Origin of the sequence: Thermosipho sp. 1074 (assembly GCF_001999655.1) — a bacterium.
Classification (GTDB): domain Bacteria; phylum Thermotogota; class Thermotogae; order Thermotogales; family Fervidobacteriaceae; genus Thermosipho; species Thermosipho affectus.
The window spans coordinates 63,404-79,264 of record NZ_LBEX01000017.1; the positions used below are offsets into that span (position 1 = coordinate 63,404).

General features: G+C 30.1%; 16 protein-coding genes. 10 read left to right on the plus strand and 6 right to left on the minus strand.

Annotation, left to right across the window (positions count from 1 at the left end; genetic code table 11):
- Position 1: 1 nt before the first annotated feature.
- From XO08_RS06405 to XO08_RS06425, 5 genes are read right to left on the minus strand one after another with little or no spacing between them, the layout of a single operon-like run.
- Positions 2–1,261: a chemotaxis protein gene (locus tag XO08_RS06405; RefSeq protein ID WP_077287703.1), complete on the minus strand. Its 1,260-nt coding sequence runs from the start codon at positions 1,259–1,261 to the stop codon at positions 2–4.
- 24 nt (positions 1,262–1,285) lie between these two features.
- On the minus strand, positions 1,286–1,837 hold the full coding sequence (locus XO08_RS06410; RefSeq protein ID WP_158074254.1) for a chemotaxis protein CheB: 552 nt from the start codon (positions 1,835–1,837) through the stop codon (positions 1,286–1,288).
- Positions 1,830–3,593, minus strand: a complete 1,764-nt coding sequence (locus XO08_RS06415; protein WP_077287707.1) for a response regulator — start codon at positions 3,591–3,593, stop codon at positions 1,830–1,832. Before XO08_RS06415 ends, XO08_RS06410 begins: the two co-directional genes overlap by 8 nt.
- Positions 3,594–3,597: 4 nt before the next feature.
- The gene (locus XO08_RS06420) at positions 3,598–4,281 is read right to left on the minus strand and encodes a hypothetical protein (protein ID WP_077287709.1); all 684 of its coding nucleotides are present in this window, start codon (positions 4,279–4,281) and stop codon (positions 3,598–3,600) included.
- Between the two features lie 5 nt (positions 4,282–4,286).
- On the minus strand, positions 4,287–5,267 hold the full coding sequence (locus XO08_RS06425) for a CheR family methyltransferase (RefSeq protein WP_077287711.1): 981 nt from the start codon (positions 5,265–5,267) through the stop codon (positions 4,287–4,289).
- A 62-nt stretch (positions 5,268–5,329) separates the two neighbouring features.
- Here XO08_RS06425 and XO08_RS06430 point away from each other — a divergent pair, with 62 nt between their 5' ends.
- From XO08_RS06430 to rny, 10 genes are read left to right on the plus strand one after another with little or no spacing between them, the layout of a single operon-like run.
- Complete coding sequence (locus XO08_RS06430; protein WP_077287713.1) at positions 5,330–6,256, plus strand: DNA polymerase III subunit delta; 927 nt, start codon at positions 5,330–5,332, stop codon at positions 6,254–6,256.
- The gene (locus tag XO08_RS06435; RefSeq protein WP_233120238.1) at positions 6,257–8,338 is read left to right on the plus strand and encodes an RND family transporter; all 2,082 of its coding nucleotides are present in this window, start codon (positions 6,257–6,259) and stop codon (positions 8,336–8,338) included.
- Between the two features lie 7 nt (positions 8,339–8,345).
- Positions 8,346–8,873, plus strand: coding sequence for a hypothetical protein (locus XO08_RS06440; RefSeq protein ID WP_075666190.1), 528 nt, complete (start codon positions 8,346–8,348; stop codon positions 8,871–8,873).
- Positions 8,861–9,400 carry a DUF4416 family protein gene (locus XO08_RS06445; RefSeq protein WP_075666191.1) on the plus strand — a complete coding sequence of 180 codons (540 nt, stop codon included), beginning with the start codon at positions 8,861–8,863 and terminating at the stop codon, positions 9,398–9,400. Before XO08_RS06440 ends, XO08_RS06445 begins: the two co-directional genes overlap by 13 nt.
- Before the next feature lie 4 nt (positions 9,401–9,404).
- A complete protein-coding gene (gene rimO / locus XO08_RS06450; RefSeq protein WP_075666192.1) occupies positions 9,405–10,691 on the plus strand; it encodes a 30S ribosomal protein S12 methylthiotransferase RimO in 1,287 nt (428 codons plus the stop codon).
- A gap of 1 nt (position 10,692) precedes the next feature.
- Positions 10,693–11,214, plus strand: a complete 522-nt coding sequence (pgsA, locus tag XO08_RS06455; protein ID WP_075666193.1) for a CDP-diacylglycerol--glycerol-3-phosphate 3-phosphatidyltransferase — start codon at positions 10,693–10,695, stop codon at positions 11,212–11,214.
- A 6-nt stretch (positions 11,215–11,220) separates the two neighbouring features.
- Positions 11,221–11,790, plus strand: a complete 570-nt coding sequence (gene thpR / locus XO08_RS06460) for an RNA 2',3'-cyclic phosphodiesterase (protein WP_075666194.1) — start codon at positions 11,221–11,223, stop codon at positions 11,788–11,790.
- Positions 11,783–12,832, plus strand: a complete 1,050-nt coding sequence (gene recA, locus XO08_RS06465) for a recombinase RecA (RefSeq protein ID WP_075666195.1) — start codon at positions 11,783–11,785, stop codon at positions 12,830–12,832. The genes thpR and recA overlap by 8 nt, the downstream gene beginning before the upstream one ends.
- The gene (locus tag XO08_RS06470; protein ID WP_075666196.1) at positions 12,810–13,199 is read left to right on the plus strand and encodes a regulatory protein RecX; all 390 of its coding nucleotides are present in this window, start codon (positions 12,810–12,812) and stop codon (positions 13,197–13,199) included. Before recA ends, XO08_RS06470 begins: the two co-directional genes overlap by 23 nt.
- A gap of 1 nt (position 13,200) precedes the next feature.
- The gene (gene rny / locus XO08_RS06475; protein WP_075666197.1) at positions 13,201–14,733 is read left to right on the plus strand and encodes a ribonuclease Y; all 1,533 of its coding nucleotides are present in this window, start codon (positions 13,201–13,203) and stop codon (positions 14,731–14,733) included.
- A 23-nt stretch (positions 14,734–14,756) separates the two neighbouring features.
- Here rny and XO08_RS06480 read toward each other — a convergent pair whose 3' ends face one another.
- Positions 14,757–15,860, minus strand: a complete 1,104-nt coding sequence (locus XO08_RS06480; protein ID WP_077287715.1) for an ABC transporter ATP-binding protein — start codon at positions 15,858–15,860, stop codon at positions 14,757–14,759.
- Position 15,861 lies beyond the last annotated feature (1 nt).

Consider the following 15,861-nt stretch of genomic DNA (forward strand, 5'->3'; position numbering starts at 1 on the left):
TTTACCCTCCTCTTTTGAGTTCTATAAAATGTTTTTCAAATTCTTGGATTTTATTTCTAACCTTATCTATAGCATCTTCAACTTGCTCAAGACCTGCATATAATTCTTCAGTTGCTTCGCGGGTAGTTTTAGAAACTTTGATAATTTTATCGATATTATTTATTGTGGAATTATTTATTTCGCTTATAGCGTTAAGTGATTCATTTACTTCCAGTATTTCTTTTGAGGCTTTTTCTGAAATTAAAATGTTTGATGTTATAATTTTTTCGATATTTGAGAGTGATTCTTTGGAATTTTTGGCAAGTTCTCTCGTGCTATTTGAAAGTTCCATTATCATCTCTGCAATCCTGGAAAGTCCTTCTCTATCGATATTTTCTCTGCTTGTTTCAATTGATGCATTTATTGCAAGAACAGTAATGGTATCTGAAATATCCGTTATTTTTTCCGTTAGATTTCCTAGAACATCTGTTAAATTTGCAAGTTTAGCACTGGATTCAATTATTTCTTTCATTTGTGCTGTGAAATCTTTGACTTTTTCTGTAGATGTTTCGATTTCGGCAGTTGTTTCTTCAATAAATGCGGCAAAATCTTCTACAGATTTGTCAAGTTCATTCATGGCATTTTCTGTATTTTCGGCCATTGATTTTATTTCAGCTGTCGAAGATGAAGTTAAGACAATATTTTCAAGTATATCTTTGAAGAGATTGTTAACTTTTTCGAAGTTTTCTTGGCTTTTTTTGTTTATAAATATACCAAATATATATCCCAAAGTTATGCTAATTATGGATATCAACGGAAGTATAACAGTATAAAATAGCTTTTTGAATTTTTTTATCATTGGAAATAGATCATCTTCGTTAACAGCTGCTACTATAAAATTTTCTCCATCGAATGAAAAAGCTGCGATCTTTTTTTTGTTTTCAAATGTATATTCGTATGTGCCTTCCTTTTTTTCTTGCATATACTTGAAGAAGTTTGGGAGAAATTTTGAAAAATCTTTTCCAATTTTTGATTTATCATTATGATTTAAAGATATACCATCTTTAGATATTAGGTAATAATACTCCAGTGTATCTTGTTTGAATATTACATCATATGCTTTTGTCTTAGCAATTATATTTATTTTATCTTCAAATTGAGAAACGGCGGTTTCCTTAAGCGCTCTAGAGAAAAAAGGAATAACAAAGGTAGTTGCCAATAGCCAAACAATTACCAAAAAACATATGCTAAGCGCTAATGAAAGTTTGGAAAAATTTTTCATATATATCCCTCCTGAAATAAATAATTACTTTTTATCATTGTTGAGTGAAACTATTATACTTTTCATTTTTTCAAGTGTTAGTAATGTGAAGTTCTTATTCTTTCTTATATAACTATTTGGTAAATAATTAAAATTGGCATCTTTTTGTATAAAAAATTTGACGTTTTTATTTTGGAGTTGTTCTATGTATTGTTGTCCGTCATTTCCCAAACCACTTAAAACAAAAATAAGAAAGTTTGAACTTGCATATTTTATTAAAGATCTAAATAATGTATTTATCGAAGGATGTGTAATGGTAGATTTATCTTCAACGCTTTTAACTTTGTCTTTGGATATAAATATCAAACTTTTTCCTCCATCTGGTAAAAAAATTCCCTGTGATAATTCTGTAATATTATTCACAATCATTACGTTTTGATGCGTATTATTTTTTATATGTTCTGCAAAGCTTTCCATGAATTTTCCGGTAAAATGAATATTTATTATAACTGGTACACTTAATTTTTTATTTATATTAACTAGCTCAACTGCATTATTAGGACTACCTGCAGAACCGACTATTATAATCTTATTCATTTGCATCACCCAATAATTTATTGATTGTATTTACAATTTTTTGTGGAGATTCGTCTTTTGAAATAAATGCATCTGCCCCAGATTCAAGTGCTTTTGATAAGTTATTCTTTGTAAGAGTACTTAAGAGTATTACAGGAATATTTTTTTTTGTTTTTTTAATTTTTTTTGTAAGTTCAAAACCATCTAAATTAGGCATTTCAACATCTGATATGACAAGATCAAAATCTTTGTTTTCAAGTTTTTTTAACCCTTCAATTCCATCTTTTGCGGTTTCAGTCTTGAATTTGGATTTTTCAAGAAAGTTAGAGATAATTTTTCTTGTAATAACAGAATCGTCTATAATCAGTATCTTTTTGTGATTTTGAAATGTTTTTACGTGTTTATTGAATTTTTTTATATCTATTACAGGGATGGGGTATGGAAAAATATTTTTTACAAATCCTTTTATGTATGAAAGATCTTCTGGAACAAACTTTCCATCAAAGATACCAATTATATTTTCTACAACTAATGCTTTGTCATTTTGGGTTATAACCACAAATTTTGGCTTTTTTGAATTATATATTACATCATATACTTTATTGCTTAATAGTATTTTACCATCTATTACTTCTTCATACTTTGAAAGCTGGATAATATCTGAAGTTTCTATTGAAAATACCATATCCTCGTCTTTTAGTATGAGTACTTTTGTAATGAAATTCTTTATTTCAAAGAAAATAGTAAATTTAGTGCCTTTATTTTTTTCACTTTCAACTTTAACGTCTCCACCTCTTAGAGTAGAAAAATTTTTAACCATATCTAAACCTATACCTCTACCGGAAAGTTCATCCGCTTCATCTTTTGAACTAAAGCCTGGTAGAAATATGGCTTCTTGAGGTGAAACATCTAAATTTAATTTTTTTATTTTTTCTTCTATTTTATTATAGTCAATTCCCCTGCCATCGTCTGAAATCTCAATAAATATTTTATTTTGTTTTATATATGCTTTTATTTCTATATTTCCTACTTCATTTTTGCCGATTTTTTTCCTTTCTTCAGGTGTTTCAATTCCATGTGCAACGGCGTTTCTTGCAAGGTGTACTAGTATGTTTATTATATCTTTTACATCTTTTTTTTCAATTTTTACGCCTTTTACGTTTAGTTTTACATTTATTTTTTTTCCATATCTTTTTGCTTCTTTTTGTACAAGTTCTTTGAAGTCATTCAAAACGCTTTCTAAGTCTACAAATAGAATACTCTCAAGTATTTCTATCATGTGCTTCTTCAAACTTTTAATTTGGTTTAGAGCGTTTTTTAAATCACTTCTTATAATAGTATTTTCTATTTCCAAGATTTGTGATATAAACTCACTGATTTCGGAAATTTCAAATATGTCTTTTTCTGAAATTATTAAATCTTCTTCTACAGAAATTTTTCCATCAAGTATATCCGAAAATTTTGAAAGTTCGCTTTCCGTTAAATCTTCTTTTTTATTTGAAATGTTGGAGATTATAGTTATGACGTTGCCCAAAAATGTATTATCGGGTATCTCTTCATTTTCCGATTTTTCTTTAAAATAACTTTCTATCTTATGGAAAAGCTTTGAAAAATTTTTCATTTCAACAAGACTTGCTGATCCCTTTAAAGTGTGAAAGATTCTATACAGATCTTTTATATAGCTTTTTTCGTTTTCTTCTTTTATTTTTGAAATAAGTTCTTTTGCTTCTTTAGATTTTTCTGAAAGTTCCGACAGAAATATTTCTGTAAAATCCATAATATCACTCCAATATTTGCAGATTACCAAAGTCACATTTTAAGATTTTCATATCGTTACTTTCGAAAACTTTTCCATTTATAAGTCTTATTTTGTTGCATTGATATGCATTATGGTTTGTGACGACTACGTGTTTGCCGTCTGTTATCTTTTTTACTGGGATTATTTTTTTGTGTTCTATAAATCCAATATACTTATCTACGGGAAATTTTATAACTTCTTTACTTTGAAGTATTGTAACTACATTTTTTTTATAAATAGCAAATTTTTCATCTAATATTAGATATTCTTTTTTATCTTTGCTGAGCTTTTTTTTATTGTTTTGAGTGGAGTCCCTTATTTGGTGTGGAACAGATATTTTTTCAATATTGTATATAAAATATTCATCTTTATCAAATATCACACCTGTGTAGATATCGTTATTTTCTATTTTTTTAGGGGAGTAATTTGTTTCTTTTATTATTCTTGTTATACCAAAGGCGAATTTTTCAAAAACGAGAAAAAATTTAAGTCTAGGTTTTTTGAGATTTTTATGAGAGTATACGGGATAAAGCTTGTTAGCAAACAAACAAAAACTTACATTATCGGGTGTTTTTATTAGCTTTGAACTTATTCCTGTAATTTTTTCCTTTGGAAGAGCTATTTTGTATATTTTGTTTGTATCTTCTATTTCACATAAAAAAAACATAAGCTTCACTCCTTAAGGAGATATTTTAACTGCCATATTTCATCATCGTTATTCTGATTTAAAAGTACTGCCACTTTATAGGATTTTTTAGCATCATTTATCTTATTAAGTTTTATTTCTAAGAAAGTTTTATATTTGAATACTATGTAGGATAGAGGAATTTTTTTAGATAGACCCTTTATTATTCTGTAAGCTTTTTCATATTCCTCGTTTTCAATGTAATTTTCAACTAGGTGAATTTCATCTTCAAAATCAAGTTCTTTTTCGGAAATTTTTGGAACATATTTTTCTTTTATTTTTTTTGTTTTTTTCAATATGTATGGAACATCTATAGGGGTGAAAAAATCGTATAACGCAGGATGATATTCACCTTGACCTAAAACTACATATCCATTTTCCTTTGTTAGTTCAAAAAGTTTCTTAGCCATTCTTTTTTGCTCAGGTATATATATTAGGACTCTTCTTATAAATATTATATCAAATTTATCATTCAAAATTTCCATTATATTTTTATTGTAAAATTCGACATATTTTTTATACTTTTCTTTTACATAAAATGTATTGCCTACTACGTTAAAATATTTTCTTATTTCTGTGTTAGTAAGAAATCGTACACTCCAAAATTTGTATTTTCCATTTTTTGCTTCTTTAATTCTATCGGAATTTATATCTATACCTATTATTTTTGCATTCAAGTTTAAATCATCAATCAAAAACGACAAGGAGTATACTTCTTCTCCTTTTGAGCAACCAACACTTAGGATTTTCCAAAAATTCTTTTTTTTCATGACATTTTTTAAAAACTCAAAAGTTTTTCTATCTCTGAAAAAGTAAGTTTCTCCTATTGTTAAGTTGTCTATTACTAGTTTTTTAAGCATGTTTTCACTTAAATTTTCTACGTTTATTTGTTTTTCTAATCTTTCTACAAGTTTTTTAGAAGTTTTCAAATTTAACTCTTTTAAGATTTTTGATAGTTTTTTTCTCATTTTTCCCCCTAGGCAAATTATACTATAATTTTGTGTGATATAATACGTAAGAGGTGATTCACATGCCAATAATTAATCTTTTTGGAAACTCAGATCTTATGAAAGAAAAGTACGTCGAAAGTTTAAAAGAGCGTGTTAAATCGGAATATATAAGAATATATCCAGGATATGATATATCTGTAGTAATTGAGAAATTGTCAAATTTGGGATTATTTTCAGAGAACGTTATAGTAGATATAATTGATTTTGATAAATTTAAAACAAGTGAAAGAAAAAAAATATTGGAGTTGAATGTTTCAGATAAAGATTTTTTGATTTTAAGGACACAGAATAAGATTAAGGGATTAAAAGTTGAAGAATTTAAGTTACCAAATGTTTGGGAAGAAGAAAAATGGAAGAAATTGATATCAAAATTTTTAGTTGATGAAGGTTTGAAAAATGATGAGGATCTAATTAATTTGTTGTTTGAAAATGTAGGGCCTAATGAATATGCAATTTATAATGAGATAAAAAAGTTAAAAGTTTTTGGGAAAGATTTATCTATTGAATTGGCAAAAGATTTGATACACAAATATACTACTTCAAAGTTGGATGATTTTTGTTTCATGATTTCTGAGAAAAGGATGGAAGTATTCAAATGTGTAAAAGAAATAACAAAAGATTATGAATTTCCTATAATAGTTTATAGTTTGTCTAATCATTTTATCTCATTATACAAATTAGCTATTTATGCAAATGGTAAGGTACGCTTTAGTTGGCCCGAGATTTCAAAGATTTCAAGAGAGTTGAAAGTTTCAAGCTCAAAGATAGCAAGATTTGTAGGATTTAAGTTTAAAAATCAAAGATTTGAACCAGTAAACCACTTAATTACTTATGGTTTAGACAAAATAGAGGCTATAATAAAAAAATTGTATTTTTTAGATAGAGCTGTTAAAACTGGAGGTGTTGTGGATGTTGAATTGTTGAATTTTATTAAGGAGGTGTGGTAGTTGTTTTACGAAAAATATGCAAAAAAGATAATGGTATTTCTAATGATAATTAATGTTACTTTCTTTATTGGATTGTTTAGGATAAAGTTGAAAGCAGATTTTTCACTTTTTAAATTGGAAAATTCAAAGTATGAAAAAATTTTAAATGAGATGGAAAAAGATTTTTCATCTGAAAACCAACTAAATTTATTAGTAGAATTTGACTTTAATCCATTAAGTCTAGAAGGATTAAAGGAAATTAGAGAGTTAAATGAAAAATTGGAGGGAATTGATGGAATAGGGAAGGTTGTTTCCCCACTTCCAAAAGAGATACCTGTGGGATTTAGAAAGGTAAATATCTCAAATATAACAGAAGAAAATTTTAAGTTGGCTAGATCTTTTCTTGAAAAACTTAATACGGTTTTGAAAAAGGATGGAAAGTACTATGTTATGTTTTATATTTTTCCAGAGAAAAAGGTAGTGTCAGAGATAGATAAAGTAATTAATATACCGCATTATTTTGCAGGTAGTGCATATTTGCAAGAAAAAATTTACGATTATTTATTGTTAATTATCTTTACTATTCCGCCTATCGCAATTTTAACCATATTTATTGTGTTTAAATGGAGATTAGGTGGAATAAAACCTACTTTATTTTCAGTTTTTCCAGCAGGAATGGGTGCATTGTGGACTCTTGGATTTATAGGTTGGACTGTGAGAGAAATTTCGATTTTGACAATACTTGCACCTATTTTCACGATAATTATGGGAAGTGCTGATGGATTACATTTTGTTTCTCATTTTATGGATAACAAAGAGAAAAGTGATAAATTTGTTGCTTTAAGGGAGACATTTAGAAGTACTGGTGTTGCAATGGTTTTAACTACAATAACAACAGTTGCTGGTTTTTTGTCACTTGCAATAATAGATTCTCGATCTTTGGCTCAAATGGGTAAATTTAGTGCACTTGGTGTTACTTTTGCAGGCATTGCCACTTGGTTTTTTTTGCCTGTTGTACTATTGAAGAGTGATATAACACCTAAAAAGGAAAAAAGCAGAATATCAGTAATGTTTAAGAATTTTATAGGTAAAAAGTCTGTGATTTTTACAATATTTATATTATTAGTGTTTTTACCAGGTATGTATTTTGTAGATAATAATTTTTATATGTTGGATCTTTATAAAGAATATACTTCCGTTAAAAAAAATGTAGATGTTGTAAGTAAAGTTGCAGGTGTTTCCGTACCAGTATATGGATATTTTAAAACCAATGATTTGCTATTACCGGATTTTGCAGATAAAATATTGAATTTTGAGAAGAGTTTATCTAATGTTAAGGCGGTTTCGTTTTACGATATAATGAAAAACATAAATGAGAAGGTCCTAGGACAAAAAGGTTATCCAAAGAATATTTTTCAGGTAAAAGTACTTTTAAATTTAATTCCACCTATTTACGATAATTTTATAAATTTGGAAAGCTTGTCGGGGAGAATTTTGATTTTTCCAAAAGAAATTAACAATGAAATTTTAACTGATATAGAGAAAAAAGCTCCATCAAGTGTAAAGATAACAGGTACTCCGTACATTATGAAAGAGATGAATGAGGTATTAGTCCCTCAACAGATAAAGTCTTTATTACTTGCAGTACTTTTGGTGTTTTTGATTGTCTTGATTAGATTAAAAAACTTAAAGGAATCTTTTATTTCAATTTTGCCTATTTCCTTGTCTTTGCTAGTTATGTTTGGGTTCATGGGCTACTTCAATATAAAATTGAGTATAATTACTGCAACAATGGGAAGTATTGTGGTTGGAGTTGGTATAGACTATGCTATTCACTTTATTGAGAGTTATAACTACTATTTAAAAATTTTAAAGAATAAAAAACTTGCCATTGAAAAATCTTTTGATGTAACTTCAAAACCTATTTTGGCAAACGCATTAGGACTTGCAATAGGTCTTTCGGTTTTACTCTTGTCTCCTTTGAAAATACATGAATATTTAGTTGGAATAATGTGGGTTTCTATGATTACAAGCTCAATTTTTAGTTTGACACTTTTACCTACTTTACTGTTTATTGCAAATTCGGATAGAAATGGAGTATAATATTAATATGGATGGCTGGAAGGAAATATCATATATTTTAAAAAAAGAGGTAGCATCCTCTAAGGTTTCGTTATTAAAACTTTCAGAAAAGCTGGAAATAGATATTGAAAATCTCCGAAGATATTTTGAAGGAGACTTTTCTGGCGAGCCTGAATTTATCAAAGATGATTTAAAAAAACTGAGGTTTTTTTTTAATATTTCTGAAGACCTCACTACTTTATTTGAACTTGGGAAAAGTCAAAGAGAATTTCCATTAAAAAGGTTAAAAAATATATATGTAATTTATTTTTTGCTTTTTATCAGTGGTTTGTTATTTTTTATTTCTGTAAAATTGTTAATTGAAATTTATAAAGCTCCTTTAGTGACTTTAAGGTCGCAAAAAGAGATTGTTGTTGATGGAAAAGTTGGAAGGATATTTTCACTTGGGATAGGAGAGCATGTAGTAAATGGAAAAGCTTTGCTTTTGAAAATCAACAATGAGAAAAAGCTAATCAATATGGATAATTTTAAGGTGGTGATAAAATGGGAAAAATAAGAAAGGTAGATATGGTTAACTTAGTCATGTTTTTTTTCTCTTCTCAAGTTGAATATTGGTTTGAGGAAGTTAAGAATAGATTGATAGAATATTTTGGCCCTATTGATTACAAATCCGAGATTTTAGATTTTGAAAAATATACATTGTATTATAACAAAGAGATGGGTGAAGGTGTACGTGGAATATTAATAAGTTTTGAAAGACTTATCCATCCTGCACAACTTGCAGATATAAAAAATATTACTAATAATATTGAAAATGGATTTGCGGTGAATGGAAATAGAAGATTTAATATTGATCCAGGTTATATTCACCATATGCAATTTGTACTGGCAACTACAAAAATGTGGCCACATAGAATATACATTGGAAAAGGAATATATGCAGAACCTACATTGATGTACATTAATGGAAGGTGGAAGGATTACGATTTTACATATCCGAATTATAAAGAAGAAGAATACAAAAAAGAATTGGAAATAATAAGGTTAATGTATCTTGAAAAGAGAAAAAAGTTTTTGAGGTGAAATGATGAATTTTTATGTGGATGTTTTAGGATGTCCAAAAAATGAAGCAGATTGTGCAATATTAAAGGCTCATTTGAAAAAAATGGGAAATAACGTGGTGGATAATTTAAGTGAAGCAGATGCGGTGATTGTTGATACTTGTGGTTTTATTTTGAATGCTAAAAAGGAATCTATTGAGGAGATATTAACATATGTGGAATTAAAGAAAGAAAGGAATTTAAAGGTTTTTGTAACAGGTTGTTTAGTACAAAGATTTGGAAAGGAATTGAGAAAAGAAATACCGGAAGTTGACGGATGGTTTGGTGTTGTAGAACCGGAAAAGATTGCGGAAAATATAGGTAAAAAAAGTGTTATCCCCGATATGCCAAATGCGGTTTATAATTTTTATGGACGAGTTGATAACAAACAATATGCGTATGTGAAAATTTCAGATGGTTGTGATAGAGCGTGTAGTTTTTGTACTATTCCGTTATTCAAAGGTAGTTTTAAGAGTAGAAAAATTGAGGACTTGTTGAATGAAGTAAAGTTTTTAGTTGATTCTGGGATAAAAGAAGTAATATTGGTGGCACAGGATACAACGGGATATGGTATAGATCTTTACGGAGAGCAAAAATTACCTGAGCTTTTAAAAAGGATAAACGATATACCTGGAGATTTTTGGGTTAGGGTTATGTATATGCATCCCGATCATATCACAGATAAGATTATTGAAGCTTTTTCTTATGAAAAAGTTTTAAAATATTTCGATATGCCTATTCAATATGCAAGTAATAATATACTACGATTAATGAATAGAACTAGAAAAGTAGAAGAACTCCTATTGTTGATTAATAAAATTAGGAATTTTTACAGCAATGCCGTTTTGAGGACAGGTATAATTGTGGGATTTCCAGGTGAAACAGATGAGGAGTTTCAAAAAATGCTTGAGTTTATAAAGGAGGTAAAATTTGATAGATTAGGTGCATTTTTGTATTCAGATGAAGAAGAGGCAGCTTCCTTTAAACTAGATGGAAAAGTTCCAAGGAAATTGGCTGAAGAAAGATTGGAAGAATTAATGGATATTCAAGCTCAAATTTCTTTGGAAAAAAACGAAAAACTTGTGGGAAAGGTATTAAAAGTATTATTTGACGAAGAAGAAGCAGGAGTTTTAGTTGGAAGAAGCTATATGGATGCTCCAGAGATTGACGGTAGTGTATTTGTTAAGGGGAATTTTAAAAAGGGGTTTTTTAATGTAAAGATTACTTCTGCAGACATCTATGACTTAGAAGGAGAATTTATTGAGGAGTGGTAGTTTGAATATTCCAAATACTATTACTTGGGCTAGGGTACTTTTAACTGCTGTTATAGTTTTTTTGATTTTGAAGGGATTTTTTTTATTTGCATTTGCGTTATTTCTAATTGCAGCTATTAGCGACTATTTTGATGGATATTTTGCAAGAAAATTAAATCAGGTAACTAACTTTGGTAAAATTTTCGATCAAATGAGTGATAAGATATTTATTACGAGCATTTTGATAGCTTTTGTAGAGCTTAACTTAGTTCCAAGTTGGATAGTCATAGTTATAGTTTTTAGGGATACGTTGGTTACTACAGTAAGAATGGCAGCTCTTGTGTCTAATCAAGTAATTGCTGCAAATTACTTTGGAAAGTTAAAAACTGTTTCTCAAATGATTTGGATAGTTGTTCTATTTTTGAAAAGTATAGGATATAACGTTTATATGGTAGATGATATCTTGGCGTATGTAGTAGTATTTTTTACCATTGCTTCTGGAATTTTGTATCTTGGACAAAATATTAGAGTTTTGAAGGGGTGATTTTAATTGCGAACGTTTGTTGCACTTGATATAACTGATGAAGTCAAAAAGGTATCTGAGGAAGTTATATCAAAGTTAAAGCGTATGGGGTTTAAGGCTTCGTGGGTTTCTTCTGAGAATTTACATCTTACATTATTTTTTCTAGGAGATATCGATAAAGAAAAGGTAGAGTTATTATCAGAGAAACTTCACAAAAGGCTAGCTGGATTTCCCAGTTTTTCTTTTAATGTTACTGAATTTGGCTTTTTTAGATTCAAACATTTGCCTAGAGTGTTTTTCTTAAAGGTGGAACAAAATAAAATATTACAAACACTTTATCTTGAAATGCGCTCAGAGATGAAGAAAATGCGCATTTCATTTGATGATAAGGGAAATTTTGTACCGCATGTTACTTTGGGAAGGTTAAAGTATAGTCCAGAAAACTGGGAGGAACTTGTCAAGGATATTGACATTCCAAAGATGATTGTTCCTGTTGATAAAGTAACTATTTATTCTTCTACTTTGACACCTACTGGACCAATATACAAATGGTTGTATAGGGTGAAATTTGAAGGAGGTTTAGACAGAAATGAATGATAATAAGCAAAAAAAAGAAGTATTAAAAAAAGCCATTGGAAAAATTGAAAAGACGTATGGAAAAGGTTCAATAATGTTTTTAGGAGAAGAAAGTAGTGTTCAAAATATTGAAACTATATCAAGTGGTTCTGTGGCAATTGATATTGCTTCAGGTGTTGGAGGGTATCCAAGGGGAAGAATAATAGAAATTTATGGACCAGAGTCTAGTGGTAAAACCACAATAGCATTGCATGCAATAGCTTCGGCACAAAAAACTGGAGGTATTGCTGCTTTTATCGATGCAGAGCATGCACTTGATCCGGTTTATGCAAAAAATTTAGGGGTGAATGTTGAAAATTTGCTTATTGCTCAACCAGATTATGGAGAACAGGCACTTGAAATAGTTGATGAACTTGTAAGAAGCAATGCTGTGGATCTTATTGTAATTGATTCTGTTGCAGCTTTGGTTCCTAGAGCTGAAATTGAAGGGGCAATGGGGGATGTACAGGTGGGGCTTCAGGCAAGGTTAATGTCTCAAGCTTTAAGAAAGCTTGCTGGAAATATAAACAAGTCTAAAACTGTGGTTATATTTATAAATCAAACTCGTATGAAAATTGGTGTTATGTATGGGAACCCTGAAACGACTACAGGTGGTGTTGCGTTGAAATTTTACGCTACTATGAGACTTGAAGTTAGAAGTATAGGAAAGATAACAGAAGGGAAAGAGAATATAGGAAATCAAGTTAGGATTAAATTTGTAAAAAATAAGGTTGCGCCACCATTTAAAGAAGCAATTGTCGATGTTATATATGGAAGGGGAATTGTGAGAGAAAACGAATTGTTTAATTTAGCGGTTGATGAAGGATTAATTTCTAGAAGAGGAAGTTGGTTCTCATATGTGGATTCTTTGGATACAGAACACTCCTTAGGTCAGGGAAAGAACAATTCGTTGGAATATCTTTTAAACCATCCTGAATTGTTGAATGAAATAGAGGAAAAAATAAGGGAAAAGCATGGTTTACTAAAGAAAGGTGAAACAAGTGAAGAAGAATCCTCTAAGTGATGCTCTGAGACTTTTAAAATATAGAGCGCGTTCTGAAATGGAAATTAAAACTCGATTAAAGTCAAAAGGATATTCAACGTGTGAAATAGAAGAAGTTGTTTTACAATTAAAAGAGAAAGGTTTTTTAGACGATGAAAAGTTTGCGTATCTTTATGCATATGATTCATTGACGTTAAAAAAGAAAGGTCCATTTTTAATAAGATTGGAATTACAAAAATTGGGTGTTGATGAGTTTATAATTGAAGATGCATTGAGTAGAGTATTAGAGGAAGTGGATGTGGAGAAAATAAAAACGGAAATAACAAAGAATTTAGACGAAAGAAAAGCAAAAGAATACCTATACAGAAGAGGATTTGGAGGTGAATAAGATGTTGACATATATACTAACGGGAATAGGATTATTAATTGGTGCATTTTCGGGATATGTTATCGCAAAGAAAAAAATAGAAAAGCAACTTTTGATTACAAAGCAAGATGCAGAGCATATAATAAAAAATGCGGAAAAAGAAGCAAGTGAAATCAAAAAGAAAGCCGTTATTGAGTCAAGAGAAGAACTCCACAGGATGAGGGAAGAGTGGGAAAAAGAAAAGAAAGAAAGAGAAGAGGAAATTAGATATTTAGAAGATAGATTGATGAAACGAGAAGAAATGTTGTCAAAAAGGGAAGAACTCCTTGATAAAAAGGAAAGTTATATTGAAGAGATGAGAAAGGAATTAGATGCAAAACAAAAAGATCTAATTGAAAAAGAAAAAGAATTAACTGAAAGATTTGAAAGACTTGCTGGTATAACCCCTGAGCAAGCTAAAGAAATGGTTTTGGAAGAGGCGCGTGAAAAATATGAATATGAAATAGCAAAAGTTTATTCTCAAATAAAATCAAGGTACGAAGAAGATTCTGAAAAGTATGCTAAAAAGGTAATAGCAGATGCTATTCAAAGGTATGCGCCAGAATATGCAGGTGAAGTGACGGTAAGTACCATAATGTTGCCAAACGATGATATGAAGGGAAGGTTAATTGGTAGAGAAGGTAGGAATATAAGGGCATTTGAAAAAGTAACTGGAGTTGACTTGATAATAGATGATACCCCTGAGATGGTTACCGTAAGTTGTTTTAATCCTTTAAGGAGGGAAATTGCAAGGAGAACTATAGAAAAATTAGTAGCTGATGGTAGAATACATCCAACGAGAATAGAAGAAATGTATGAAAAATCAAAATCTGAGGTTGAGAAGGTAATAAGAGAGGCAGGACAAGAGGCAACATTCGTTACAGGTGTTGGAGGTTTACATCCAGAAGTTATTAAGTTACTTGGAAGATTGAAATTTAGAACAAGTTACGGTCAAAATGTTTTGAATCATTCTATAGAAGTGGCATTAATTGCGGGATTAATAGCATCTGAATTAGGTGTAAATGTTGAAAAAGCAAAACGTGGAGGACTATTACACGATATTGGAAAAGCTCTTGATCACGAAGTTGAGGGTTCACATACAGTAATTGGTGCAGAAATTCTAAAAAGATATGGTGAAAGCCGAGAAATAATAAACATGGTAATGGCACATCATGGAGAAGAAGAACCAATGACACCAGAAGCGGTTATAGTTGCTGCTGCAGATGCCCTATCAGCAGCACGTCCGGGTGCAAGAAGAGAAGATGTGGAAAATTACATTAAAAGACTCATCAAACTTGAAGAAATAGCAAAGAGTTTTAAATATGTGGAGAATGCGTATGCAATTCAAGCAGGAAGAGAAGTCAGAGTTATTGTTCAACCGGATAAAATTGATGATGCATTAGCAGATAAACTATCCCATGATATTGCAATAAAAATTGAAGAGGAATTACAATATCCCGGTGTTTTAAAAGTGGTAGTTATTAGAGAGAAAAGAAGTGTAGCTTATGCAAAATAAAAGGCTCCTTGTGGAGCCTTTTATTATATAATAGCTTTGCCTGTTTCTTTATCGAATATGTGCATGGTATTCATATCAAATACTACGTCGATCTCTTGTTCTTCTTTTGCCTCAGTTTTGGGATCAACAATTGCTATAAACTTGTCATTTCCAGATACAAGATGTAGTATTGTTTCACTTCCAAGTGGTTCAACAACATCTACTTTCGTTCTTGCCGTGTTTTCTCCTTCTTTTGGAGCCATGGCGAACATTTTGTCATAAATATTTTCAGGCCTTATACCAAAGATAACATCGCTGTCAATATATTTTTCCAATTTTTCCGCAATTTGTTCTGGAATTTTTAATTTTAAACCACTTGATTTAATCCAAAGACCATTTTCCTTTATAATTTTTGCGTCAATAAAATTCATTGCAGGACTTCCAATAAAGCCTGCAACAAATGTGTTTGCCGGTTTATTGTATATTTCATGTGGTGTTCCAATTTGTTGAATTACTCCATCTTTCATAACAATAATTTTGTCCGCCATTGTCATAGCTTCTATTTGATCGTGGGTTACGTAAACTATTGTAGCTTCTAATCTGTGATGTAATTTCTTTAATTCAGATCTCATTTGGACTCTTAATTTTGCATCTAAGTTTGATAAAGGTTCATCAAAGAGGAATACTTTTGGATTTCTAACAATTGCCCTGCCAACTGCTACTCTTTGCCTTTGACCACCTGAAAGTTGTCTTGGCTTTCTATCAAGGTACTCTTCAATACTTAAAATTTTGGCAGCTTCTCTAACTCTTCTTTCAATTTCATCTTTTGGGACCTTTCGAAGTTTTAGACCAAACGCCATGTTATCATAGACTGTCATGTGTGGATACAAAGCGTAATTTTGGAAAACCATTGCAATGTCTCTATCTTTTGGTTCAACATCGTTCATAACTTTTCCAGCGATTTTTAATGTACCTTTTGTGATTTCCTCAAGACCTGCTATCATTCTCAATGTAGTTGTTTTTCCACATCCAGATGGACCAAGAAGTACAACAAATTCTTTATCTTCGATTGTAAAGGTTGCATCTTTAACTGCTTCGACCTTACCATCGTAAATCTTCCATACGTGTTCTAATTCAACTTTAGCCATA

Coding starts and splice junctions, on each gene's coding strand:
- XO08_RS06430 (WP_077287713.1), top strand. CDS start 5,330: ATGCCAATAATTAATCTTTTTGGAAACTCAGATCTTATGAAAGAAAAG.
- rny (WP_075666197.1), top strand. CDS start 13,201: ATGTTGACATATATACTAACGGGAATAGGATTATTAATTGGTGCATTT.
- rimO (WP_075666192.1), top strand. CDS start 9,405: ATGAATTTTTATGTGGATGTTTTAGGATGTCCAAAAAATGAAGCAGAT.
- recA (WP_075666195.1), top strand. CDS start 11,783: ATGAATGATAATAAGCAAAAAAAAGAAGTATTAAAAAAAGCCATTGGA.
- XO08_RS06405 (WP_077287703.1), bottom strand. CDS start 1,261: ATGAAAAATTTTTCCAAACTTTCATTAGCGCTTAGCATATGTTTTTTG.
- XO08_RS06445 (WP_075666191.1), top strand. CDS start 8,861: ATGGGAAAAATAAGAAAGGTAGATATGGTTAACTTAGTCATGTTTTTT.
- XO08_RS06425 (WP_077287711.1), bottom strand. CDS start 5,267: ATGAGAAAAAAACTATCAAAAATCTTAAAAGAGTTAAATTTGAAAACT.
- XO08_RS06420 (WP_077287709.1), bottom strand. CDS start 4,281: ATGTTTTTTTTATGTGAAATAGAAGATACAAACAAAATATACAAAATA.
- XO08_RS06415 (WP_077287707.1), bottom strand. CDS start 3,593: ATGGATTTTACAGAAATATTTCTGTCGGAACTTTCAGAAAAATCTAAA.
- XO08_RS06480 (WP_077287715.1), bottom strand. CDS start 15,860: ATGGCTAAAGTTGAATTAGAACACGTATGGAAGATTTACGATGGTAAG.
- XO08_RS06440 (WP_075666190.1), top strand. CDS start 8,346: ATGGATGGCTGGAAGGAAATATCATATATTTTAAAAAAAGAGGTAGCA.
- XO08_RS06410 (WP_158074254.1), bottom strand. CDS start 1,837: ATGAATAAGATTATAATAGTCGGTTCTGCAGGTAGTCCTAATAATGCA.